The sequence below is a fragment of the Rhodophyticola sp. genome (assembly GCF_965284195.1).
Lineage (GTDB): Bacteria > Pseudomonadota > Alphaproteobacteria > Rhodobacterales > Rhodobacteraceae > Rhodophyticola.
Genome location: NZ_CBDIRM010000001.1, coordinates 1,071,683 through 1,094,561, shown reverse-complemented (window position 1 = coordinate 1,094,561; position 22,879 = coordinate 1,071,683). Strand labels below are relative to the sequence as shown.

Annotated in this window: 21 protein-coding genes; 8 read left to right on the top strand and 13 right to left on the bottom strand. The window is 65.0% G+C overall.

The genetic code is table 11. From position 1 onward, the window contains the following. Positions 1–22: 22 nt before the first annotated feature. The 13 genes from ACQ651_RS05470 to ACQ651_RS05410 all read right to left on the bottom strand — a co-directional run bounded on the left by ACQ651_RS05470 (position 23) and on the right by ACQ651_RS05410 (position 13,442). Complete coding sequence (locus ACQ651_RS05470; RefSeq protein WP_430448667.1) at positions 23–1,375, bottom strand: M20/M25/M40 family metallo-hydrolase; 1,353 nt, start codon at positions 1,373–1,375, stop codon at positions 23–25. Continuing rightward, positions 1,372–2,085 (bottom strand): SDR family NAD(P)-dependent oxidoreductase, encoded by a 714-nt coding sequence (locus ACQ651_RS05465; protein WP_430448666.1) that lies wholly within the window; start codon positions 2,083–2,085, stop codon positions 1,372–1,374. Before ACQ651_RS05465 ends, ACQ651_RS05470 begins: the two co-directional genes overlap by 4 nt. Next, on the bottom strand, positions 2,085–3,167 hold the full coding sequence (locus ACQ651_RS05460) for a Gfo/Idh/MocA family protein (RefSeq protein WP_227287532.1): 1,083 nt from the start codon (positions 3,165–3,167) through the stop codon (positions 2,085–2,087). The genes ACQ651_RS05465 and ACQ651_RS05460 overlap by 1 nt, the downstream gene beginning before the upstream one ends. A 60-nt stretch (positions 3,168–3,227) precedes the next feature. After that, positions 3,228–4,775 (bottom strand): ABC transporter substrate-binding protein, encoded by a 1,548-nt coding sequence (locus ACQ651_RS05455; RefSeq protein ID WP_430448665.1) that lies wholly within the window; start codon positions 4,773–4,775, stop codon positions 3,228–3,230. A 77-nt stretch (positions 4,776–4,852) separates the two neighbouring features. Then, a complete protein-coding gene (locus ACQ651_RS05450) occupies positions 4,853–5,887 on the bottom strand; it encodes a Gfo/Idh/MocA family protein (RefSeq protein WP_430448664.1) in 1,035 nt (344 codons plus the stop codon). Next, positions 5,884–6,819 (bottom strand): NAD-dependent epimerase/dehydratase family protein, encoded by a 936-nt coding sequence (locus ACQ651_RS05445; protein ID WP_375552271.1) that lies wholly within the window; start codon positions 6,817–6,819, stop codon positions 5,884–5,886. The genes ACQ651_RS05450 and ACQ651_RS05445 overlap by 4 nt, the downstream gene beginning before the upstream one ends. Then, on the bottom strand, positions 6,816–7,718 hold the full coding sequence (locus ACQ651_RS05440; RefSeq protein ID WP_430448663.1) for a dihydrodipicolinate synthase family protein: 903 nt from the start codon (positions 7,716–7,718) through the stop codon (positions 6,816–6,818). Before ACQ651_RS05440 ends, ACQ651_RS05445 begins: the two co-directional genes overlap by 4 nt. 25 nt (positions 7,719–7,743) lie before the next feature. Beyond that, the gene (locus ACQ651_RS05435) at positions 7,744–8,247 is read right to left on the bottom strand and encodes an ureidoglycolate lyase (protein ID WP_227287537.1); all 504 of its coding nucleotides are present in this window, start codon (positions 8,245–8,247) and stop codon (positions 7,744–7,746) included. Continuing rightward, positions 8,244–9,155 carry a polysaccharide deacetylase family protein gene (locus ACQ651_RS05430; RefSeq protein ID WP_430448662.1) on the bottom strand — a complete coding sequence of 304 codons (912 nt, stop codon included), beginning with the start codon at positions 9,153–9,155 and terminating at the stop codon, positions 8,244–8,246. Before ACQ651_RS05430 ends, ACQ651_RS05435 begins: the two co-directional genes overlap by 4 nt. 30 nt (positions 9,156–9,185) lie before the next feature. Beyond that, a complete protein-coding gene (locus ACQ651_RS05425) occupies positions 9,186–10,184 on the bottom strand; it encodes a succinylglutamate desuccinylase/aspartoacylase family protein (protein WP_227287539.1) in 999 nt (332 codons plus the stop codon). After that, positions 10,181–10,672, bottom strand: a complete 492-nt coding sequence (locus tag ACQ651_RS05420; RefSeq protein WP_375552267.1) for a VOC family protein — start codon at positions 10,670–10,672, stop codon at positions 10,181–10,183. Before ACQ651_RS05420 ends, ACQ651_RS05425 begins: the two co-directional genes overlap by 4 nt. 15 nt (positions 10,673–10,687) lie before the next feature. Then, positions 10,688–11,890, bottom strand: coding sequence for a pyridoxal phosphate-dependent aminotransferase (locus tag ACQ651_RS05415; protein ID WP_430448661.1), 1,203 nt, complete (start codon positions 11,888–11,890; stop codon positions 10,688–10,690). Positions 11,891–11,915: 25 nt separating this feature from the next. Beyond that, positions 11,916–13,442, bottom strand: coding sequence for a carboxypeptidase M32 (locus tag ACQ651_RS05410; RefSeq protein WP_430448660.1), 1,527 nt, complete (start codon positions 13,440–13,442; stop codon positions 11,916–11,918). Positions 13,443–13,655: 213 nt separating this feature from the next. Here ACQ651_RS05410 and ACQ651_RS05405 point away from each other — a divergent pair, with 213 nt between their 5' ends. From ACQ651_RS05405 to ACQ651_RS05370, 8 genes are read left to right on the top strand one after another with little or no spacing between them, the layout of a single operon-like run. Then, positions 13,656–14,519, top strand: coding sequence for a DUF4438 domain-containing protein (locus tag ACQ651_RS05405; protein ID WP_430448659.1), 864 nt, complete (start codon positions 13,656–13,658; stop codon positions 14,517–14,519). 3 nt (positions 14,520–14,522) lie between these two features. Further along, positions 14,523–15,401 carry a DUF4438 domain-containing protein gene (locus tag ACQ651_RS05400; RefSeq protein WP_227287544.1) on the top strand — a complete coding sequence of 293 codons (879 nt, stop codon included), beginning with the start codon at positions 14,523–14,525 and terminating at the stop codon, positions 15,399–15,401. Then, positions 15,398–16,486: an Ldh family oxidoreductase gene (locus ACQ651_RS05395; RefSeq protein WP_430448658.1), complete on the top strand. Its 1,089-nt coding sequence runs from the start codon at positions 15,398–15,400 to the stop codon at positions 16,484–16,486. The genes ACQ651_RS05400 and ACQ651_RS05395 overlap by 4 nt, the downstream gene beginning before the upstream one ends. Beyond that, complete coding sequence (locus ACQ651_RS05390) at positions 16,483–17,634, top strand: M24 family metallopeptidase (protein ID WP_430448657.1); 1,152 nt, start codon at positions 16,483–16,485, stop codon at positions 17,632–17,634. Before ACQ651_RS05395 ends, ACQ651_RS05390 begins: the two co-directional genes overlap by 4 nt. Positions 17,635–17,646: 12 nt before the next feature. Next, positions 17,647–18,873 carry an amidohydrolase family protein gene (locus ACQ651_RS05385; protein ID WP_430448656.1) on the top strand — a complete coding sequence of 409 codons (1,227 nt, stop codon included), beginning with the start codon at positions 17,647–17,649 and terminating at the stop codon, positions 18,871–18,873. 1 nt (position 18,874) lies between these two features. Then, positions 18,875–20,062 (top strand): pyridoxal phosphate-dependent aminotransferase, encoded by a 1,188-nt coding sequence (locus ACQ651_RS05380; RefSeq protein WP_430448655.1) that lies wholly within the window; start codon positions 18,875–18,877, stop codon positions 20,060–20,062. Then, on the top strand, positions 20,059–21,489 hold the full coding sequence (locus ACQ651_RS05375; RefSeq protein ID WP_430448654.1) for a hypothetical protein: 1,431 nt from the start codon (positions 20,059–20,061) through the stop codon (positions 21,487–21,489). Before ACQ651_RS05380 ends, ACQ651_RS05375 begins: the two co-directional genes overlap by 4 nt. Then, a complete protein-coding gene (locus ACQ651_RS05370) occupies positions 21,486–22,862 on the top strand; it encodes a dihydroorotase (protein WP_430448653.1) in 1,377 nt (458 codons plus the stop codon). Before ACQ651_RS05375 ends, ACQ651_RS05370 begins: the two co-directional genes overlap by 4 nt. Positions 22,863–22,879: the final 17 nt, after the last annotated feature.

Below are 22,879 nucleotides of genomic sequence, written 5' to 3'. Positions count from 1 at the left end.
GTTGTCCTTTCAGTCAGGCCGCTCAGGAGCGGCCGAAATGGTCCATGATGGCAGCGGCGTATTTGATGCCCTGGATGTACTTGTCGATATGAATGTTCTCGTCCGGGGCATGCAGATTGCAGCCCGGATTGGCGAAACCGGTCAGAACGCAGGGGATCCAGACATGTTTCAGGATCGCCCCCTCGGCAGAGACGCCGTTGACGATGGGCGGCTCGCCATAGACCTCATGAGCGGCGGCGATGATCGATTGGCTGATATCCTCGCGGGCGGAGATCTTGTAGGGGTCTTCGGTCCGCGCCTCGCCCTTCACCTCGATCCGGTCGAAGCCCTGCGCCTTGAGATGATCGCGCAGCTTCACGATCGCCCTCGCCGGCGAGATGTTGGGGATCAGGCGAAAATCCATCCGGACCCGCGCTTCGGACGGAACGATGGTCTTGGTGCCTTTCCCGGTATAGCCGCCCGTGATGCCCTGGATATTGGCCGTCGGTTCGTAGGTCCGCGCCTTCAGCGCCTCGACCCCATCGCGGCCGAGCGCGAAGGCGTCGACGCCCATTTCCTGCTTGAGGAGGTCGAAATCGATCCGCGCGGCCTTGTCTTCCAGATATCCCATATCCTCGGCATCGGGCTCGTAGATACCTTCGGCCCAGTCGGGAATGAGAATGCGTTTCTCGCGATCCATGATCGTGGCCAGCGCATGAACCAGATCCCAGACCGGGTTCGGCACCAGCGGCGCGTTCAGCGAATGCACATCCGTCCGCGGCCCCCGCGCGATCAGTTCCACGAACAGCACCGATTTCAGGCCGAGGGACACGTCCGGCACCTCGACCCCGATTTCAAGGCTGCCATCGAGGCAGTGCATCCCGTCCGCTTCGAGCATCTTGGCATTGGCCTTGGCCCATGGCCCGAGATTGGGCGAGCCGATCTCTTCCTCTCCTTCGATGAGAAGCTTCAGGCCCACAGGCACCTCTCCGCGCACCGCCAGAAATGCCTTGGCCGCCTTGTTGAAGGCCAGAACGCCGGATTTGTTGTCGGTCGCGCCGCGCCCGTAAAGCACGCCGTCAACCACTGCGCCCGACCACGGGCCGCCATGACTCCATGCCTCGATCGGTTCGGGGGGCTGCACGTCGTAATGGGAATAACACAGAAGCGTCTTGCGGGATCCGGACGGGATTTCCCCATAGACGACAGGCGGCCCCTCCTCCAGCTCGTGGAACTCCGCCGGAAGCCCGTCGCGGTGCATCATATCCCGGATCAGCGCCGCGCAGTCGCGCAGACCGATATCCTGCGCCGAGACCGAGGGTTGCCGGACGAAGGTCTGAAGATCCTCTACGAACTCGTCCGCATGGGCGTCTATATAGGCGTAGATGTCTTTCACAACGGATGCTCCTGCGACAGATCCCAGGCATTCAGGCGCTGGCCGCTCAACGCCATGTCACGGGCGGTGGCGATATGGGCAAAGGCAGGCGCAAGGCGCGCGGGATCGATCCATTCGGCCTTCAGCTCGGGCGGATAGTTCGCCTCCGACATCGGGGTGTGCATCGCCTTGCCCGGCGTGATCGTGCAGGACAGGATGCCATGGGCCGCACCCTCCAGGGCAAGGCATTTGGAGAACCCCTCCAGCGCGTGTTTCGCCGCGCAATAGGCGGTTTCATCCGCAAATCCCTTGATGCCCGATTGCGAGGAGACGAAGATGAGCGCCCCGCCGCCCTGCGCCTTCATACCGCTCCAAACGCCTTGAGACAGCTGAAAACCGGCTTGTATGCCCACATCCATCGTCGCCCTGAATGTCGCAAGGCTGACCTGCTCCAAGGGCTCGGGCCGCAATATGGCGGCATTGTGGATCAAGGTGCCGACCGGCCCCCGGATCGCGGCAATCGCATCGGCGGTGGCCTCCGCATCGGCAAGATCCACGGTCAGGATCTCGGTCCTGCCGCCGGTCGCTGCCTTCACCGCGGCCAGACCTTCGGCGTCGAGATCCATCAGCACCAGCCGCGCGCCCTGCCCCGCGAAGACCCGCGCAATCGCGGCGCCAAGCCCCTGCGCCGCCCCGGTGATCACGACCGTCTGTTCCGCCAGTGCGGGCATCAGACGGCGCCCGACATGTCGAGATCGACCCATTTGCGGCCGGCGGTCGAGGCGATGACCGCGTCCAGCACCATCTGGTTGCGAAGCCCGTCGACGAAGCTTGCGCCGCGCCGCAGCCCGCGGTCTTCGATGATCGCGCCGGTCAGTTCCTGCAATGCGGCCAGAACGGAGACGTTCCAGATCCCCGCATTCAACCCCTCCAGAAAGGCGTTCGGATCGTCCACGCTGATATCTTTGAAGCTTTCCCCGGCCTTGGCGAAATAGAGCTTCTCGTCACTGTTCGACAAGGTCAGCGTGCCCCTGGAGCCGAAAACCTGCGTCTCGTTGCCCATATTCGTGGCCGCGACCCCGCTCATGAAGACCTGCGCCAGCGCGCCCGAGCGCATCTCCAGCGTGAAATGCGACAGGTCATCGGCGGTCGCCGTCCAGGCCTCTCCGGTCCTGGGGTCGACCCGGTCGGGCAGAACCGTGAGCGCCTGACCGATGACCGAGGCGGGCTCTCCCAGCCACCAGCGCAGCATGTCGACCTGGTGCGAACCATTGGCCCCCAACCGCCCGCCGCCCATGGACGCATCGGACCACCAGTCGCCCTTGGGGCGCGAGGCCGGATCGGCCCAGGAGGCCCCGATATTCGTGATGTTCACGTGGCGGACATCCCCCAGATCGCCGCCATGGATCATCTCGGCAATCCGGGCGCGGGTCGGGTTGAAGCGCAACTCGTGGTCGATCATGTGCAGCCGGTTGGCCGCGCGCGCGGCATCCAGCATCCGGCGCGCCTCGCCCGCGTTCATCGCGGTGGGCTTCTCGCACAGCACATGCGCGCCCCGGCTGATCGCAGCCAGCGCCATCGGCGCATGCATCACCGTGGGCGTCGCGATGCAGACCAGATCAAACCGGTGTTCGGCCAGCATCTTTTCCCAGTCATCATAGACCGCCGTGATGCCATGAGGCTCCGCCGCGGCCCGCGCGCTTTCCAGCCGCCCAGACGCAAGCGCGACGACCCGGGCTCCCTTGATATGAGCGAAGGCGGGAAGATAGGCGTCCCGCGCGAAGCTTGCGCCGATGATGCCGACATTTAACATGGGTTCTCCTTCAGAAATGGGGGCGGCACCGGGGATACCGGCGCCGCCCGAAAGCTCGGGTCACTCCGCCAGGCGGGCATCCCAGAGATTGACGTGTTCATCGCGCCGGGCCTCCCATTCGATCCGGCGGCTCACCCCGTAGAAATCCGGCTGGAAATACATGTGCAACCACGGGCCATAGTCATAGAAGACCTGAAGCATCTCATTGATGACCTCGCGCTCCTCCTCCGGCGTTGCGGCATTGGCGATGTCTTCCCAACGGTCGAACCAGCGCGGATCGGCCCAGTCGGTATAGTTCGGGCCGCTTTCCACAGTGGCCAGCACGGCCATGTCGTAAAGCGCGCTCCAAAGCGCGCCACCCGAGCCGAGGAAGAAGAGCGGGCCCGCATCGTGGCCACGGATCAGCGGCACATAAACCGACGACCATTCAAGAAGCTCCACCTCGGTCTGAACGCCAACCTCGGTCAGGAAACTGCCGACCGCAAGCGCCACATTGGCATCGTTCAGATAGCGCCCGCGCGGTGCCTGCAACGTGATCTCGAAGCGCACCCCGTCATCGCCACGGGGGTATCCGGCCTCGTCCAGCAGGCGCTCGGCGGTTGCCGGATCGTAGGGATAGGGCTCCAGATTGGGGTTGTCGTTGGGCGGGTTCACCAACCCGGTCGCCCGCTCACACTCGAAGTTCAGGAGTTGCGAGCAGATCGCCGGCACATTGACCGCATACTGCAGCGCACGGCGCACATTCTCGTCACGCACCGCCTCCCCGGCGACACCCTCGAACTGGTCGGACTGGTTGAAGCCGATATACATCCGCCGCAGTCCCTGCACGACCTGAACATCGGCCACGCCGCTGGCGTTGACCACGTCCATCTGGTCGGGCGACACATTGGTGATGATATCCACATTGCCGGTCAGAAGTTCGGCAACCCGGGTCGAGGCTTCGGGAATGATCCGGAACTCGATCCGGTCGAAATTGCCCTCGCCCTGCCATTTCTCCAGCGTCAGGTTCGACCCGATGTTCCAATCCACCAGCCGGTATTCGCCGGACGACACGGGCGAACGGGCGATTTCGTCCTCGCTCATGTTTTCGTAGCTGTCCTTGCAGTGGATGAAGACCTGCGAGGTGAAGCCAAGCGCCATGCCGGTATCGGAGACGGTGTTGATGGCGACGGTCAGGTCATCCACCACCTCGGCGCCCGCGAACTGCATCGAGGTATAGACGAAGCCGGGCGTGTTGCCCGCGAAAGCGTTCTCCGGGTCCCCCGCCCTGTTCCAGGAATAGGCCACGTCCTCCGCCGTCAGCGGTTCGCCGTCTTCGCAAACGCGGCCTTCGGGCAATGTGAATTCCAGCCGGGTGCCATCCTCGCTCATGGTCCAGCCGGTGGCCAGACGCGGCAGGATCTCCCCATCATCGCTGATGCTGGTCAGGGCGGTAAAGATGTGTCGCGCGATGTTGGAATTGTCCATCGAGCGGATCTCGGCCGGCTCGAAGGTGCTTGCATCGGCGCTGAGCCCGACCACAAGCGTGTTTTCGTCCGGTTGGGCTGACGCAACGGCTGGCAGGCCGATCGTCAGCGCGGTGGCAAGAAGCGTTCCCTTGTATCTCATGTCTCATGTCCTTCGTTGTAGCAATACGCCATCGGTGAAGTGGTCATGGGCCCGCTTGAACGGACTTCTCGATTTGTTCAGCCCGGCGCCAGCGTGGCGGACCGGACCTCCTCGATCTCGACCGCGGCACGTCGGTCTGAGGCCAAAATGCAGGCTTGCAGCATGTAGAGGGATTGCAGGTGATCGCGCCCGGTGCATTCGGGCGGCGCATCGCCCCGGCAGGTCGCGACGAACGCCTCCAGCAAAGCGGTCGCATCGCTGATCCAGGGTGTGTGGTCGGGCAAGGGCACGATCGTCAGTTCGGGCTCCATGCGGTGTGCCATCGCCAGATCGCCGAACATCTCGCGCTGGACGATCACGCCTTCCGAGCAATCCGTGCGCCAGTCGAAATGCATCGGTTCATGGCCGGATTGCCATGTCCCCTGATAATTGACGGTCATCCCGTTCTCGAACGCGATCAGGGCGGAGACATTCGCGTCGCCGGCATACATCGTCCAGCTCGGGTTGAAGGTATGGGCCTGAATGCGCAGCGGCTCGGTCCGGTAGACGTAGCGCATGAGGTCGAAATGGTGGATCGACTGTTCCCAGAGCATCGGATGCGCCATGCGCAGCGGATAGGAGTTCAGCCAGTCCTGCGTACCGTCGCGCCAGCGTTCATAGGTGAACCGCCCGAAGCCCGGCGTCCCCAGCCCCCCCTCCTCCAGAATGCGGCGCATCGCCCGGGTCACGGCCAGATAGCGGAAGTTCAGACCGACGATCAGGTGAACCCCCGCCGCCTCCGCCATCACCACGAATTTCGCGGCTGTCGCCACATCGTCGGAAAGCGGTTTTTCCGCCAGAATGGCCAGACCGGCGGTGCAAGCCGCGTCAATCTGCGCCTCCCGCCCGCCCGGCGGCGTGCAGAGCAGGACCGCATCGGCCCCGGTCCCGACTACATCGGACAGATCCGCGCCCATGGGCAGATCCGGAAACCGCTCCGCCGCACGGGCGCGGGCGCCCGGGTCCGGGTCGCAAAGCGCCGCTATCTCGACATCCGGGGACCTGCCCACCACATCCAGCCAAGTGCGCGACCGGGCGCCAAGCCCGACGATGATCAGACGGAGCGGCGTCATAGCGCCGCCTCGACCGGGAGGAGCCGATCAAGCGCGGTCTCCATCCCGGTCCAGTCGATCGCGGTGAAGACGCTTTCGTGATCGCTACCCATCGGAGGGCGCACCGGCCGGTGCGGTGGTGGCGCAAGACGGATCAAGGTGCCGCGCAGCCGTTCCGCAATGGCCCGGGCCAGTGCGAGATCGCTCTGCACGGGCGGCGTACCGGCGTGAAGGACGCGCGCGCCGTTTGCGGCGATTGTGCCGATATGCGCCGCGATCCCGTCGGCAAGATCGGGCAGCCACGACCATTCACGGTGCGCCTCGGGCGCGTCCAAGGTAATGACGCCACTGCTCCGCGCCTCCGCCAGCATGCGCTGCACCAGGCAAAGCCTCTGGCGGCTCTCCCGCACCGCTTCATGGGGGCCGAAGACATTGCCGAGGCGCAGGCTCGACGTGACGAAGCCATCTTCGGCGGCGGCCTCGGTCAGAAGTTCGCCCGCGCGTTTGGCAGCGGCATAGGCACAGAGCGCCGTGGGGGTGGTGGCTTCGGTAAAACGCCCGCCCGGCGCCGGCCCGTCCTGCGGCTCGAACACGCCCATGGAACTGAGAAAGAGAAAGGCGCGCGCGCCTGCACCGCGTGCCATCTCAAGCGTGCGGGTCAGAAGCTCCGTGTTGCGCCGGATATGCCCGGCCCGCGACAGCTCAAGCCGCGCCGGGGCCGCTGTGATCGCAGCGCCGTGGATGACAGCCGAAGGCGCAAGAGCGGCCAGAGCGGGCAACGTCTCGTCCAGCGGTCCTTCGATCCGGCGGATAGTGCCAAGACGCGCGGCGGTCGCGCTGTCGAAATGCCGGTCCGCGGCCAGAACCTGCCGGCCCGCGCGGTGAAGCGCCAGCGCGATCTCGGAGCAGACGAACCCGCCCGCGCCGGTGACGAGGACCGGGCCATCGCTCATGGCGGCGTCTGTGCGCCCGCGATGCGCACAGCCTCGGCAATCGCATCGGCGTGGTCCGGCCCGGTCGCGGTGAAGGGCGGGCGGACGCGGGCATATCCCGCATCCCCGGTCTGAAGCGCCACTGCCGCCTTGATCGCGGGGATCAATGGCAGGGTTTCGAAAATCTTGCGAACCTCGCTCACCTGCCGGTGATGGGCGGCTTCGTCCGGCCCGCCGAGCCCGTCGATCAGGCGGCGGATGCCTGCCGCATTCACGTTCGAGCTGGCGCTGATGCATCCCGCGCCGCCCGCCGCCACATTATCGGGGATCAGCGATTCCGAGGCCGAATAGGTATCGATGCCGGGGAACGCCGCGATCACCGCGGCGGTGTTTTCCCAGTTGCCAGAGCTGTCCTTGAGCCCGGCGATAGTGTCCGGAAAGGCCGCGATCAGGCGGTCGATCAGCGGCAGGGTGATCGGCACGCCGGACATTTGCGGAATATGGTAAAGATAGACGCGCAGATCGGCGCCCACCGCCTCGATCACCTGCGCATAGGCATCGAACACGCCGTCATCACTGACACCCTTATAGAAGAATGGCGGCAGCATCAGCACCCCCCGGCAACCAAGGCCGGTCGCATGGGATGACAGCGCGATGGTATCGGCCGCCGCCGAGCAGCCGGTGCCCGGGATCAACTGCGCGGGCGGAATTCCGGCGTCGATCAACGCCTCCAGCGCCTGCATCCGTTCCGCGACAGACAGGGAGTTCGCCTCGCTGGTGGTGCCGAACGGCGCCAGCCCATGCGCCCCGGCCGCGATCAGCGCCTTTGCATGCGCCACGAAACGGTCCGTATCCACGGACAGATCGGCCGCAAAAGGCGTGATGGCGGGAACAAACAGTTCGGTCTTGCGTGGGGTCATCTTCGATGTCTCTTTCGGGCGCCTGTCAAGCGCCGGCCAATGGGTCCGTGGGGTCGATCAGGGTCAGCGGCGCGATGGTGCGGAAATCATCGTCCTGCATCGGGCCGCCTCGCCACATCAGGACGGTGAAATGGCCCGGCCGGTCCAGCACGGTCGCGCCCAGATGCCAGACGCCGGGGTTGAAGATCACGCCGATCGTGCCGGGCATCAGAAACGCCAGCGCCCGGTCGGGAAGCGGCCGCCCCTCGATGTCGGAGGGCATCACCATCACCGCGTAGCGCGACACGTCGAGCGGAAAGAAACACTGCGCCGCGAAGGGATGGCGTTCGATGCGGGTTACCGCCAGCGGCAGCGCCTGAGGCGCCACGTTGTTGACATGCAGCACCGGGGCGCTGGTTTCGCCGCGCGCATGCAACGCGGTGCTGTAGAACCGCCGGGTGCCGGGCTCCTCCGGCGGCAGAACCAGATCCCCATAGGGGGCGAACGCGGCCGCATCGGGGGGTTGCAGCTTCAGCACCGGGCCGGTCATCGGCCCTGCCCCTGCGGGACCCGGTCGCGCCAGAACTCCGCGATCTCGTCACGCCCGCAAACCCAGACATCCGCCCGGCCCGCGATGTGATCCATGAACCGTATCAGCCCGGCCAGCCGGCCCGGATGGCCGATGATGCGGGAATGCAGCCCCACCGACATCATCCGCGGCATCTCTCGGGCCTCGGCCAGCAATATGTCGAAACTGTCGATCAGGAAATTGGCATAATCGCTTGCCGCGAAGACGTCTCCCGACAGGAACTTGGCGTCATTGGTGACCATCGAATAGGGCACGACCAGATGCGGCTTGCCCGAGACCTCCGTCCAGTAGGGCAGATCGTCGTTATAGGCGTCGCTGTCATAGGTGTAGCCGCCATGGGCCACCAGAAGATCCCGCGTCGCGGGCGAGGCGGAATAGCGGCAATACCAGCCCTTCGGCGGGCGGCCGACGGTTCGGGTCAGGCTCTCATGGGCCTTTGCGATATGATCGGCCTCGGTTTGGGCATCCAGATGATAATGCTCGATCCAGCGCCAGCCATGGGCGCAGATATCCCAGTCTGTCGCGGAAATCGCCGCGGCGATGTCGGGGCAGCGTTCCAGCGCAAGGGCGCTGGCGAACACCGTCAGCGGCAGGCCGCGCGACCGGAACAGACGGTGCAGCCGCCAGAAGCCGACCCGCGATCCGTATTCATACATGCTTTCGGCGGCCAGATCCCGGTCGCCTGCGGGAACCCGGCTGGCCCGAACCTCGCTCAGCGCGCTTTCGGAACGGCCATCGCCATCGCCGACGGAGTATTCGGAGCCCTCCTCGATATTCAGCACGAAGTTGACGGCGAGACCCGCGCCGCCCGGCCAGCGGATATCGGGCGGGTTGGCGCCATATCCGGCCAGATCGCGGGGCCGGGTCATGAATGCGCCCTGCGCTGGCGGCGGGTCCGTTCAGTCACGCGGCCCCTCCACCTTGTTGAAGAAGCAGCACCAGTCGCCCCGGTTGACATTCGGCAGCGCGCGCAGACCGAAGAACATGCCATCGGCGGGTGCATGCAGCGCGCCGACCTCATCGCCGAAGATATTGACGATGGAGGCGATCTTGTCGCCCTTCCGCATCATGGTGAGGAACTCCACGCCCTCCTCGGGCAGGAATATGCCGGACGCGGGCGCCAGCAGCGCCTGCTGCTGGCCCTTGGTGGCGTCGTCGGGATAGGTCGCCTCGCCGTCCAGCATATCGTAGTGGTAGCAGATGTTCAGGATCGACTTCGCAAGCTCGCGGCCCACGTAACGGAACCGTTCGGGCGAGGTGTAGGAGCGCCCGCCAAGCTCGACCGTGATCCCCACCTTGCCGGCATTGTTCAGCGCCGCCATCGGGCTGCCGGACTTGGTGAAGTTCGACATGATGCAGCCCCAGCCTGCGCCCATGGCCTTGGCAAGTTCCACGCTTTCGGGGCGCTCGTCGACGAAGATCGCCTTGTCGAGGAAGGAATGCGCGCCGCCGGAATGGATCGAGATCTCCAGATCGGCCACGTCCTTCATCGCCTGCCAATGGGCATCGGCCACCCGGTCGGAAAAATAGCCGTCGGGCTTGCCGGGATAGATCCGGTTCATGTCATAGGTGAACGTGTCGAGCGGGTTGCCCCGTTCGGCGGCCGAAAACGCCAGCGGGTTCACGCACGGTACCATCACGACCGCACCGCGCAGCTTGGCCGGATCGATCTGCTTTTGCGCCATCATGCAGGCCAGCGGCCCCTCGGGCTCATCGCCGTGGATTGCCGCATTGACCCAGAAGGTCGGCCCGGCGCCCGCGCCATTGATCACCACCACCGGGATCTCGACCCTGATCCCGCCGGCCAGATCGCCCGCGGGGATCGCGCCGCGCACCGTTTCACCGGGTTGCGCCGTCGCGGTGCCCACGCTCAGCGACTGGTTTGCATCCGTGCTCATACCGCTTCGGCCCCCGATTTTTCGTAAGCCGCAAGCTGTTCGGGCGTGTAGACCTGCATGAATTCGATCTCGATCCCGCCGGCATCATTGTCGAGAAACGCGACCCAGCCCTCGGGATGGGCATGGCTGCCGTAAACGCCGCAGGCCTGACAGATGCGAAGCTCCGCGCCCTGGGATTTCGCGTGGTCCAGCGCCTTGTCGATATCGTCGACCTCATAGCAGATATGGTGGAGACCCTCGGCGCCCCGCTCCTTGATCCAGGACGCGAAGCGACCGTCCGGATCGGTCGACTGGCAAAGCTGATACTCGATGCCGCCCAGATAGAAGAGCGCGACCTTGTTTCCGGATTTCGGGAAATGCGTGATCTCGGTCTCCGCAGGCACATGCAGGAACTTCGCATATGCGCTCAGCGCCTGCTCGGCATCCTTCACGGCAAAGGCCATGTGCTTGATGCTTCTGATATTGGGGTTGTCGGATTTCACATCCATGTCTGCGTCCCTTTCCTAAATGGCTGCGGTCCGCGCATCCGCGCGGAAGCTTTCGACGACCTGCGCCATGCGTTGCATCGCGATCTCGATCCGGTCGACGGGCTGGGTCATCGACATGCGCACGAAATCATCCGTGTGATCGCCGTAAATCGTGCCCGGATACATCATCACCCTGCCCTCGGCCAAAAGCCGTTCGCAGAATGCGCCGGCGGTGATCCCGAGACCCAGGCTGGCGACATTGGCATAGACGTAGAAGGCGCCCTGCGGCTCGGCATAGCCCATGCCGATGGCATCGAGCCCCTTGCAGATGGCGCGGCGGCGCGCATCGTAGATCTGGCGCATCTCCTCCACGCAGTCCTGCGGGCCGGTCATCGCGGCCAGCGCGGCATGCTGGCTGACGGCGGCGGTGGAGATCGCGAAGGCGTGGTTGACCTCGGACATCGGCATGATCAGGTCGCGCGGCCCGGCCAGATAGCCGATCCGCCAGCCGGTCATCGCATAGGCCTTGGAAAACCCGCTGAGCGTGATGGTGCGCTCCTTCATGTCCGGCAGCGAGGCAACCGGCAGCACCGTGTTATTGCCGAAGGTCAGGCGGGAATAGATCTCGTCGGAGATCACGATCAGATCGTGCTTCTTGGCCAGTTCCGCGATCTTGCGCACCTCGTCTGGCGGGGTGACGGAGCCGGTCGGATTGTTGGGGTTGATCAGCACGAGGATTTTCGACCGTTCGGTGATGTGGGGCTCGATCATCTCGGCGGTCAGCGTGAAATTCGTGGCAAGCGTCATCGGGATTTTCACCACGACGGCATCGGACATCTCGGCGGCCTGCTGATAGGGGTTGTAGCCCGGGCACGGCACGATAATCTCGTCGCCGGGGTCAAGCAGCGACAGCGCGATAATGAACATGCCCTGCTGGCCGCCCGGAGTGATCATGATCTCGTCGGCGGCGTAGTCAGCCCCGCCATAGGCCCGGATGTTGTCCGCAATCGCCTCGCGCAGCGGCGCGATGCCAAGCGGGTGGGTATAATGCGTGGCGCCGTTGGCCAGCGCCTCCTGCCCGGCCTTGATGATATGGGCGGGCGTATCCAGATCGGGGTCGCCGCGGCCCAGTTTGATCACGTCGTCAAGCCCCTCGGCGATATCCAGCATCTTGGTGATCAGCGCCCCGTCGGACAGTTTGACCCGTTTGGCCAGGCGTGCGGTGTTCGGTGTGGTCATTGTCGTTTCCTTGCCAGGCAGGCGATCAGGCGAGCGCGTAGAGATCGGAGTATTTGCGCGTCAGATGCGCGATGTAGGGATCGGGGTCGAGCGTCCGCCCGGTGGCCTTTTCCAGCAATTCGTCGCGGCCGAAACGGCGGCCATGACGGCAGACCTTGTCGGTGAGCCACGCCCGCAGAGGGGTGTAGTCCGCGGCGTCCAGCGCGGTCTGAATGCCGGGGTTTTCGTCCGTCGCGGTGTCGAACAGCTGGGCGGCCATGATATTGCCGATGGTGTAGTTGCAGAACGTCCCGATCTGGCCCGAGGACCAGTGCACATCCTGCAGGACGCCCTGCGCGTCATCGGGCACATCTACGCCCAGATAGCTTTTCATCCCCGCATTCCATGCCTCGGGCAGATCGGCAACGGCCAGCGATCCATCGACCAGCGCGGCCTCAAGCTCGCAGCGCAGCATGATGTGGAAATCATAGGTCAGCTCGTCCGCCTCGACCCGGATGAAGCTCGGTTCGGACCGGTTCACCGCGCGGTAGAACTCCTCTTCGGTGACGTCGTCGAGCGTGCCGGGATAGGCCGCTCTGATATCGCCCATGTGATTGGCCCAGAAGGCGCGACTGCGGCCCACGTGGTTTTCCCAAAGGCGCGACTGGCTTTCATGGGCCCCGAAACTGACGCCGCCGACGGCATAAAGGCTGATCAGATCGGTGGCGAGCGGCGTGCGGGTATAGGCGGGGTCGACGCCCTGCTCATACATCGCGTGGCCCGCCTCGTGCAGCGCCCCGAACAGGGACATCGGCATGTAGGATCTGTTGACCCGTGTGGTGATCCGCACATCGTTGCGGGTGAAGGACACCTCGAACGGATGAACGGTGGTATCCAGTCGGCCGCGATCGGTGTCATAGCCGATCCGCCTGGCCATTTTCAGGGCAAACGCCATCTGCGCCTGAACCGGATAGTCGCGAAACAGGAAATCCGACCGGGGTTTCTCCGCATCGGCGATCGCGCGCACCAGCGGCAGCATACCCTCGCGCAGCCGGGCAAACAAACGGTCCAGACCGGCCTTGGTCGTGCCCGGCTCGAAGCGGTACATCAGGGCGTCATAGGGATGGTCGTCAAACCCGATGGCCTGCGCCATTTCCCGGTTGATATCGACCATGGTGGTCAGCGCATCGGCAAAAATCGAGAAATCGGCCTTCTCGCGCGCCTCCGCCCAGACCTCGTGAGCGGCCGAGCCCAGCTCGGTCTTCCGGCGCAGAAGCTCCGTCGGGATGCGCTCGTGGTAATCGATGGCCTCGCGCACCTGCGCCACGATCCGCGCCTCCGCGCTGTCGGAGTGCTTGCCTGAGATCTCCGCCTCCGCCCCGTCGAGCGCGCGCTTCGTCTCGTCCGAGCACAACAGGTTGCGGGCCGCGACCGCCAGGGTGGCAAGTTGCTTGGACCGCGTCTCGGCGCCGGCCTTCGGCATCATCGTCCGCGCGTCCCAGGACAGGACCGATCCGGCGTTCAGAAAATCGTTCACCCGGCCCGTCACGTCGATTAATCCTGCATAACTCATCCTGACTGCTCATCCCTTTCGGATCTGTGCGGCGCTGCGGGTTTCCGGGAACCCGATCAGGTCAACGCACGGTGCTTGACTATCCATTCTGCTCGTGTATCTCAGTTGGACAAGAGCAATGTCGACAATATACTGATGGCAAGGAAGAGGCCGGAAGTCAAACCAAAACATTGCTGTCCGCCAGCCGCCCAGAAACGGAGGAGCCGCGCCCCGATGCCAAGCCCGAACACCAATGAATCCAGCCTTGTCGAGATGGCCGTCTCCGGCGTGATCACCACACCTGCGGTGCGACCGGGCCAGTATATCCCCCATCCCGACGGCCGCGCGACGGTGCTGCCGGGGATGTACGGGATCACCTATAACGTGCGCTGCGGGGATCGCGCCTTCGGCTGGGCGGGCGATCATGTGGAACCGGGCGTATCCATCGATGACGAGGCCGATGCCGGCCGCCATCATGCGCTGCACTACCTCAACTGCATCGGTAACGAGGCGATGGTGACCTCCGGCATGGCGGCAGGCGAGCGCGGCATCGTTGTTGGCGAACATGCGCGCATTCTGGTGCAGTTCTCGCCCGAGGCGCATGACGTGATGGCCCCCGGCGACCGCATTCAGGTGATGACCAAGGGTCAGGGCCTTGCGCTGACCGATCATCCCGGTGTCGCCCTGAAGAAGATGAGCCCGCGCCTGTTCCATGCCATGGGGATCACAGAACACGGGTCACGCCTGCATGTGAATGTGGCCATGGAACTGCCGATGCGCATCATGGGCTCCGGCGCCGAACTGAACTCGGAATATGTCGATCAGGATCTGATGTCGGGGGACCGGGCGCTGATGGCGGAGCTGGGCATCGACCAGATGCGTCTCGGCGATCTGATCGCGATCCGCCATGCCGATCATCACTGGGGGCGGTCCTACCGGGAAGGCGCGGTGTCGATCTGCCTGTGCATCCATGGCGACAGCGTGATGACGGGGCATGGCCCCGGCATCCTGACCCTTATGACCGCGCGGGACGGCACGATCGATTTCGACATCAGTGCCGACGCCAATATCGCCCAACTTCTCGATCTCGGAGCCTGATCCATGAGCATTCAAACAAACGCCGCCGATATCGTCACCGTTTCGGTCATGGGACAGGTCGCCAACCCGTCCCTGTCCGGTCTGCCCGCCGAGCCCTACCGGCTCGATGCCGATGGCCGCGCCTTTCTCTGGCCGACCTTCGGCGGGATCGTCTACAACGTCACCGTCGGGGACAGCGCCTTCGGCTGGTCCGGCGATTGCATTCATCCCTCCGTCAGCATTGCGCATCCGGACGCCAACAAGAACCGCGGCCTGAACGTCTTTGCCTGCGTCGGGAACGAGGCGCTGATCGTCAGCGGTGCCGCCAAGGGCGCGCGCGGCGTCGTCACCGGAAAATCGGGCCGGTTTTCGGATCAGGTGATCATCCATTTCGATAGCCAGACGCGGCGCAAGATCGCCGTCGACGACCGGATTCTGGTCAAGAGCGAGGGTGTGGGCCTATCTGTGCCCGCCTGCCCGGACGTTCATTTCAAATCCCTGTCGCCGGCGCTGTTCGATGCGCTGCCGAAACGGATCGAAGACGATGTGCTGATGATGGGTGTCTGCGCGAAGATCCCGCCCCATCTGGTCGGCGCGGGCGCGGGTCTGACATCGGAGGGCGGATCGCTTCATATCCAGTCCACCGACCGGGCAGAGCTGGCAAAGCTGGGGCTCGACGGGCTCCGCCTTGGCGATGTGGTGGCAATCGAGGATACCGACAGCCGGTACAATCACGGCTATCTGCGCGGTGCGATGGGGATCGGGATCATCGGCCAGACGGATGGCCCGCGCGCGGGCTACGGCCCCGGCATGACCGTGGTGATGACCGCGCCCGCCGGACAACTGGGCGCCTATGACGCGCCCGGCACGAACATCGCCGATATCCTGGGGCTAAGCGCATGACCAAGGCGATCCCCATGACCAATGTGGACCGGGCGCAATTGCGAGCCTTCGTGTCCGAAGGGTTCGAGGCACTCGGCCTGACGGCGGAGGATGCGGGCATCTTCGCCGATGCACTGATCTTCTCGGAGTTGCGGTTTCACCCCGGCCAGGGCCAGGGCGTGGCGCGGTTGCGGCGGTATCATGAGCGGATCGGCAATGGCGAGGTGGACCCGCGCGCGGACTGGTCCATCGTCAAGGAAGGCCCGGCATTGGCGCTGGTCGATGCGCATAACGGCATCGGGACGGTGGCGGCGGCCAAAGCCATGCGGCTTGCGATCCGGAAAGCCAAGGAGGGCGGCATCGGCACGGTGATCGTGCGCAACTCCACCCATTACGGCTCCAGCGCGGTCCATGCCTGTCAGGCGCTGGATCACGGCTGCATCGGCATCGCCTTCACCAATGCGGGTCCGGAAATGGCCCCCTGGGGCGGGCGCGAAGGCGTGACCGGCACCAACCCGTGGTCCATCGCGGCGCCGTCCGACCAGGGCTTCCCGACGGTGCTCGACATCGCGATCACGACCGCGGGCAAGGGCATGATGAACTGGCTGATCCGCGAGGGGAAGAAAATGCCCCTCGATTGGGCGATCACCCCCGAGGGTGAGGAGACCGACGACCCGGCGGCCGCGCTGAAAGGCCCGCTTCTGGGGATCGGCGGGCACAAGGGCTATGGGCTGGCCTTCATGACCGAAGCGCTGACCGGCGTGCTGTCGGGCGGCGGCTTCGGCCTGACGCCCTATTCCGACCCGAAGAAGCTCGATGTGTCCCATTACTTTCAGGCCATCGACATCTCGTGGTTCATGGAGCCCGACGCCTATGCCGCGCGGATGGGTGAGTTCGTCCAGATGGCCAAGACGCGCGCGCTCCGCCCCGGTTTCGACGAGATCCTCGTGCCCGGCGAGCAGGAGGCGCGGCGCACGGCGGCGAAATCCGAAAACGGTGTGCCGATCGACGATGTGGTTCTGGCCGACATGCAGGCGCTTGGCCGCGAGTTGAACCTCAAGACTACGCTGGACCCTATCGGCCCCTATACCGGCGACACGCTGTGAAACCGCTCGACGCCGCCTTTCACGCCCGTGCGCGCGACAGGTTGCGGGCGCGGGCACAGGCGGCGGGGCTGGACGGGTTACTGCTGCTCCGCGCGGCCAATCTGGCCTACGCGACGGGGCTGTTTCTCTCGGCCAACGAACGGCCCATGGGGCTCTGGCTGCCGGTGGAGGGCGCGCCGGTCCTGATGCTGCCGGGCTTGGAGCGCGAAAATGCCGAGGGCACGGGCCTGTCCGATCTGCGCTTTTATGACGAGTTCCCGGGCGAGGTGCCGCCAGTCCTCTGGATGCTTGACCAGATCGGGCGCAAACGCGTCGGCATCGACCTGCTGGATGCCGCCCTCCTGGACGCCGCGCGTGACCGGCTGGCGCATATTGACCTGACCGACCACGCGATGACCGCGCGCACCATCAAGGAACCTCAGGAGATTGCGCTGACCGCCGAGGCTGCGACCTTCGCAGACCTCTTCCTGACCCGCCTTCATACCGCCGCCGGGGACATTATCGCCCAGGGCGGCACGGAGGCCGACCTGATGGCCGATGCCATGGCCCATGCGAAGGGCGCGCTTTTCGCGAAACATAAGACCGCCTTCGCGGGCACACCCATGGGCATCACCGCGTCGGTCCATTCGGGCCCGCGCGCCGCCCTGCCCCACGGCGCGGTTCTGGAACGCGTGCCGCAACCCGGCGAGACGCTGATCGCGGGCATCGGGGCCAGCCTTGGCGGCTATCACGCCGAGAGCGGCGTGACCCTGATCCTGGGTGAGATCACCGCCGAACAGCGCCGGATCATGCGCGCGATGGCGGCATGCAACGATGCCGCCATCGCCGCCTGTGCGGCGCGCCGGACCTGCACACAAGCCAACGACGCGGCGCTCGATGCCCTGCGCGCGGCGGGGCTCGGCGACGCGATCCGGCATCGCATCGGCCACGGCATGGGGCTGGAGGGGCACGAGGCCCCGTGGCTCGCGCCCGGCGATCCGACCCCAATCCGGACGCATATGATCTTTTCCAACGAGCCCGGCGTCTACCGCCCCGGCATCGACGGATACCGCACCATCAACACCATGATCGTGACCGAAACAGGGGTCGATATCCCGTCCCGGTTTCAGGCCAACACACCGATTGACGCCCGCGTCATCGCAATCTGAGGAGTTCCCGAGATGCCCGAACCAGCCGCCTGGAAATACCAGAAGATCACCAAGCCGATGTTTGACGCCCCCGTCGAGGAACGCCTTTTCCATGGCCGGGTCATCACCTGCGTGGGCGATGAGGTGATCGAGGACGGATTTGTCCATCTCAAGGACGGCAAGATCGCCGCGGTCGGCGCGCGCGCCGATGCGCCCGGAGGGATCGCCGCCACCGATACCGGCGGCAAGACCCTGATGCCGGGCATGATGAACAGCCACGCGCATCTCAGCTGGGACGGCATTCACGAGCTGAGCCAGCAAAGCATGTTCGACCCGCCCGAGATCCGCGCCTACAAGGCCGCCGGCAACATGCTCAAATCCCTGCGCGCGGGCATCACACTGGTGCGGGATCTGGGGGTGCACAACGCCAACCTCTTCACCAAACAGGCCGTAGCGCAGGGCATCTTCCCCGGCCCCCGGCTTCTGGTCTCGGGCGAGGCCATCATCCAGACCGGCGGCCACACCTACTGGGTCTGCCGCGAGGCGAGCGGTGCCGATGAAATGCGCCGCGCCGTGCGCGATCAGGTCAAGGGCGGGGCGGATCTGATCAAGATCATGGCCTGCCACGACACGCTGGAATTCACCGATGACGAGTTGCACGCCGTCATCGACGAGGCCCATCGCAACGGCATCCCGATCACGGCCCATGCCACCTACAACGACTGCATCAGGCGCGTGGCCGAGTTCGGCATCGATTGCGTGGAGCATGGCGGGTCGATGACCGACGAAACGATTCAGGTGCTGCTCGACCGCAAGCTGCCCATCGTCACGACCTTCTCCGCCCTCGTCATTCAGGCGAACGAGGAGATCGCGCGCGCCTTCGGCATCCCCGAATGGAAGATCGAGGAGCGCAAGCGCGCCGTGGCCGACAAGAGCCGGTTCGACGGTCTGGTCCGCGCCGCGAAGGCGGGCGTGCCGATCGTCTTCGGCACCGATGCGGGCAGCCCGGCGGTGGAACACGACCGGATCGTGCCGGAACTTGGCTTCATGGTGGAGGTGGGCGTCTGCTCCGACAATCTGGACGCCTTGCGCGCCATCACGGCGCGGGCGGCGGTGCTGAACGGGTTCGGCGACCAACTCGGCACGCTGGAGGCCGGGAAGCTGGCCGACATGATCGTGGTCGACGGCAAGCCCGATCAGGACCTCACCGCACTGGAGAAGGTCGAGATGACCTTCATCGACGGCAAAAGGATGCACTGACATGACCCAATCGCTTTTGCTGCAACGCACGGCGCCCCGCATCGTCGACGAGGACGGATCGTTTCGCACCAGAATGCTGGAGATCGCCGCCGGCCTCGACAATGTCATCGCCCTTGGCCGGGGCGACCCGGATTTTCACACCCCCGCCCATGTGGTCGAGGCCGCGAAGGCCGCGCTGGACGACAACCAGCACCACTATACCGGGCCCACAGGGCTGCCCCAGCTTCGGCAGGCGATCTGCGATAACCTGCGGGCGGAGTACGGCCTCGACTACACCGCCGACGAAATCATCGTCACCGCTGGTGTGCAGGAAAGCATCATGTTGTGCATGTTGGGTCTGGTGCAGGCGGGCGACGAGGTGCTGATCACCTCGCCGCGGTTCACCACCTATGACACGGCAGTGCATCTCTGCGGCGGCATTCCGGTGCCGGTCCCGACCTACCAGAAAGACGATTTCGCGCTGGACGTGGCCGAAATCGAGAAACGCATCACGCCGAAAACGCGCATGTTCGTGATGGTCTCCCCCAATAACCCCACGGGCGCCGTAACCCCGCCCGATGTGATCCGGCAGATCGCCGATCTGGCGGTGAGGCACGATATTCTGGTCATCGCCGACGAGATCTATGCCAAGCTGATCTATCCGCCCCACGAGCACCTGTCGCTGGCGGCGCTGCCGGGGATGAAGGAGCGGACCATCACGCTCAACGGCTTTTCCAAGACCTATGCCATGACCGGCTGGCGCGTGGGCTACATGGCGGCACCGGCGGATTTCGTGGAGAAGCTGACCGAGCCGCGGCACACCCTGTCGATCAATACCTGCACCATATCGCAATTCGCGGCACTTGCTGCGCTGACCGGCCCGCAGGACGAGATGGAGGCGACGTTCCGCGCCTATGCCGAGCGCCGCGCCTATCTGATGTCGGCCCTGAGCGAGGCGGGCCTGAGCTACGGCGCGCCCGGCGGCGCGTTCTACATCTACACCAACATCTCTGCCACGGGCATGAAGGCGAAACCGTTTTGCGAGAACCTGCTGCGGGAAACCGGCGTCATGGTCTTTCCCGGCGACATGTTCGGGGAGCCGGACAGCGATTTCATCCGTATCTCCTACCTGCAACCGCTGCCGGTGATCAAAGAGGCGATGGCGCGGATCAAAGGGTTCATCGCCAGCCATGCTGGGGCGGCGGCATGAGCAACATGACCCCCAATCCGGAGGAGAAATTCGTCGGCATCCAGGTCTCGCCGATCAGCTTCATAGATGAAGGCGTGGAGACCGTGCTCGACACGCTCAAGGATCGCGTCGGCGTCAACGTCCTGATGCTCGGCACCGTGTCCTGGCTTGGCCTGAAGACCGGGCGCTCCATCGCGCACGAGCTGGACGGCTGGCCTGACCATGGCGTGCCCGAGCCGTTCACGATGAAGGGCGGCGCCTATTTCAACCCCGATCCGCGTTACTACACCAAGACGCTGATCAAGGAGTTCCGCGCCACCGACACGGAGATGGAGGGGATCGACATCCTCGATCTGGTGATCCCCGAGGCCCACAAACGCGGCATGAAGGTCTATGTCGAACTGATGGAGCCGTTCTTCAAATACGCAGGCCACGGATCGGCCAGCGCGGTGGATATCCCCAACCTCGCGACCTGCATGGAGGTCGACGTGTTCGGCCGCCGCAAGGACGAGCCGTCGACCTCGAACCCTGATTACCGCAACTGGATGCACGCGATCATCGAGGATCAGGTGCGCAATTACGACATCGACGGGATCATGTGGTGCAATGAGCGGAACTCGCCGCTCGATCAGATGATGCAGGGCCAGGCGCCCGGTGACTTCTCGGAAGCCAGCCGGGCCGAGGCCATCGCGCGCGGCATCGACGTGGAGGCCTGCCGCCGGGGCTGCATCGCGATGTATGACTTCATGCAGGACGCCCTTGGCGGCACCGAATTCGACGACGGGGCGTTCATCACCTTCATCCGCACGCTTCTGGAAAACCCCGAAGTGCTGATCTGGGAGCGCTTCTGGCTGGAGCGCAACAAGGATCTGGACCGGGAACTGTACGGGCTGGTGAAATGGTGCAAACCCGCCCTGCCCTTCGGCCTCAACGTCTGGAACCGCAATCATTTCAACCTGTTCCGCCGCGCCCAATGGCCGTGGCACGAACAGACGATGTATGCCGACTGGGTCAAGCCGATCACCTATCAGCACCAGTCGGGCGAGATCTGGCACAAGGAGTTCGGCTTTTTCCGGAACACCATCCTGCGCGATTTCGACCCTGCGGTGGCGATGCAGGTCATGGACGGGATCCTCGGCATCCGGGGCTCCGGTATCGACACGGTGATCCAGGACGGTCTGGATCCCGACACCTACGTTTTCGGGCAATGCGAGGCAGCGCTGGCGGGGGTGCACGACAAGGCCAAGGTCTTCATGGGCCTCGGCATCGATGCGCCGCGGGTGCGCGCGGATCAGGCGAAATGCACGCCCGACATCGCCTATCGCTCGGTCATGGCCACCTATCGCGCGGGCGGGCACGGGGTGGTCCTGTCGCCCAATTACGCCTCCATGCATCTGACCAATCTGGACGGTGTGGCCAAGGCGCTGAGCGAACTGGGGCTGAAATGACCGCGCTGAATACGCTGATTTCGGGCGGCGACGTGCTGCTGCCCGATGGCCTTCATCGCGTCGATCTGGGGCTGGCGGATGGCAAGGTGGCGGATCTCTATGCGCCGGGCACCGCGCCGGACGCATCCCGGATCATCGACGCCCGCGGAAAAACCGTGCTGCCCGGAATCGTGGATATTCATTTCCACGTCCGCGCGCCCGCCTATCCCGAACGCGGCACCGTCCTGTCGGAAACCCGGGCGGCGGCGGCGGGCGGGGTCACGACGCTCTTCGAGATGCCGATTTCCAAACCCTGCTGCTCGACGCCCGGAGAACTGGCCCGGCGCCGCGATCATTTCAGCGAAAATGCCGTCATCGATTTTGCCCTTTACGCAGCGCCCGGCGATCTGACCGAGGCCAGCCGCGACGCGATGATGGATCTCGGCTGCATCGCGTGGAAGATCTTCACCACGCCCTCGCCGCCCGGCCGCGCCGACGAGTTCGAGGGGCTGGCCTTTCCCGACGAGGCCGACCAGCTTCGCGCGCTTGAGCTTTTGTCGGACACCGGGCGACCCGTGGTGGTCCATGCCGAAAGCGCCGCGCTGCTGAGCCATTACGAGGGTCTTGCCAAGGCGCTCGATCCGGCGGATGCGGCGACCCATGGCCTGTCCCGCCCGGCGATCTGCGAGGCGGTGGCGGTGGCCAAACTGCTGGCGATGAACATCACCGCGCAGGCGAAACTGCATATAGCCCATGTCACCTCCACCGAAACCGTGGCCGTCCTGCGCGGCTTTGCCGGCACCTCGGACTTCACCGCCGAAACCTGCCCGCAATACCTGTTCGCCACCGAAGAGGACGTGGCGCGCGCGGGCATCTACGCCAAGGTGAACCCGCCGATCCGCCATCAGGCCGATCAGGATGCGCTCTGGCAGGCCATCGCCGACGGGGTGATCGACTACGTCACCACCGATCATGCGCCCTTCGCCAAGGCGGAGAAACAGGCCGCCGAGGGGGATTTCCCCGGCGCGCCCCCGGGCGTTCCCGGCATCGAGTTCATCCTGCCTGCGATGCTGGATGCGGTGGCGCGCGGGCGGCTCGATCTGAAACGGGCCCATGATCTGATCTGTGCCAATGGGGCGCGGCGTTACGGGCTCTATCCGCAAAAAGGCGCCCTGTTGCCCGGCTCTGCGGCGGATGTCGCGATCGTGGATCTGGCAGGCGAGACCAGATTTGCGCCCGACACCATGCACAGCCACGCCCGCGACGTGGCACATCTGTTCTATGGCCGCGTGTTGCGCGGAAAGGTCTGTGAAACGATCCTCGCGGGGCAGAGCGTATTCAAGGACGGCGCGGTGACGGGCAAGCAGGGCGGCGGCCGGTTCGTCAGGCGCTGACGGTCTGCGGTTTGCCG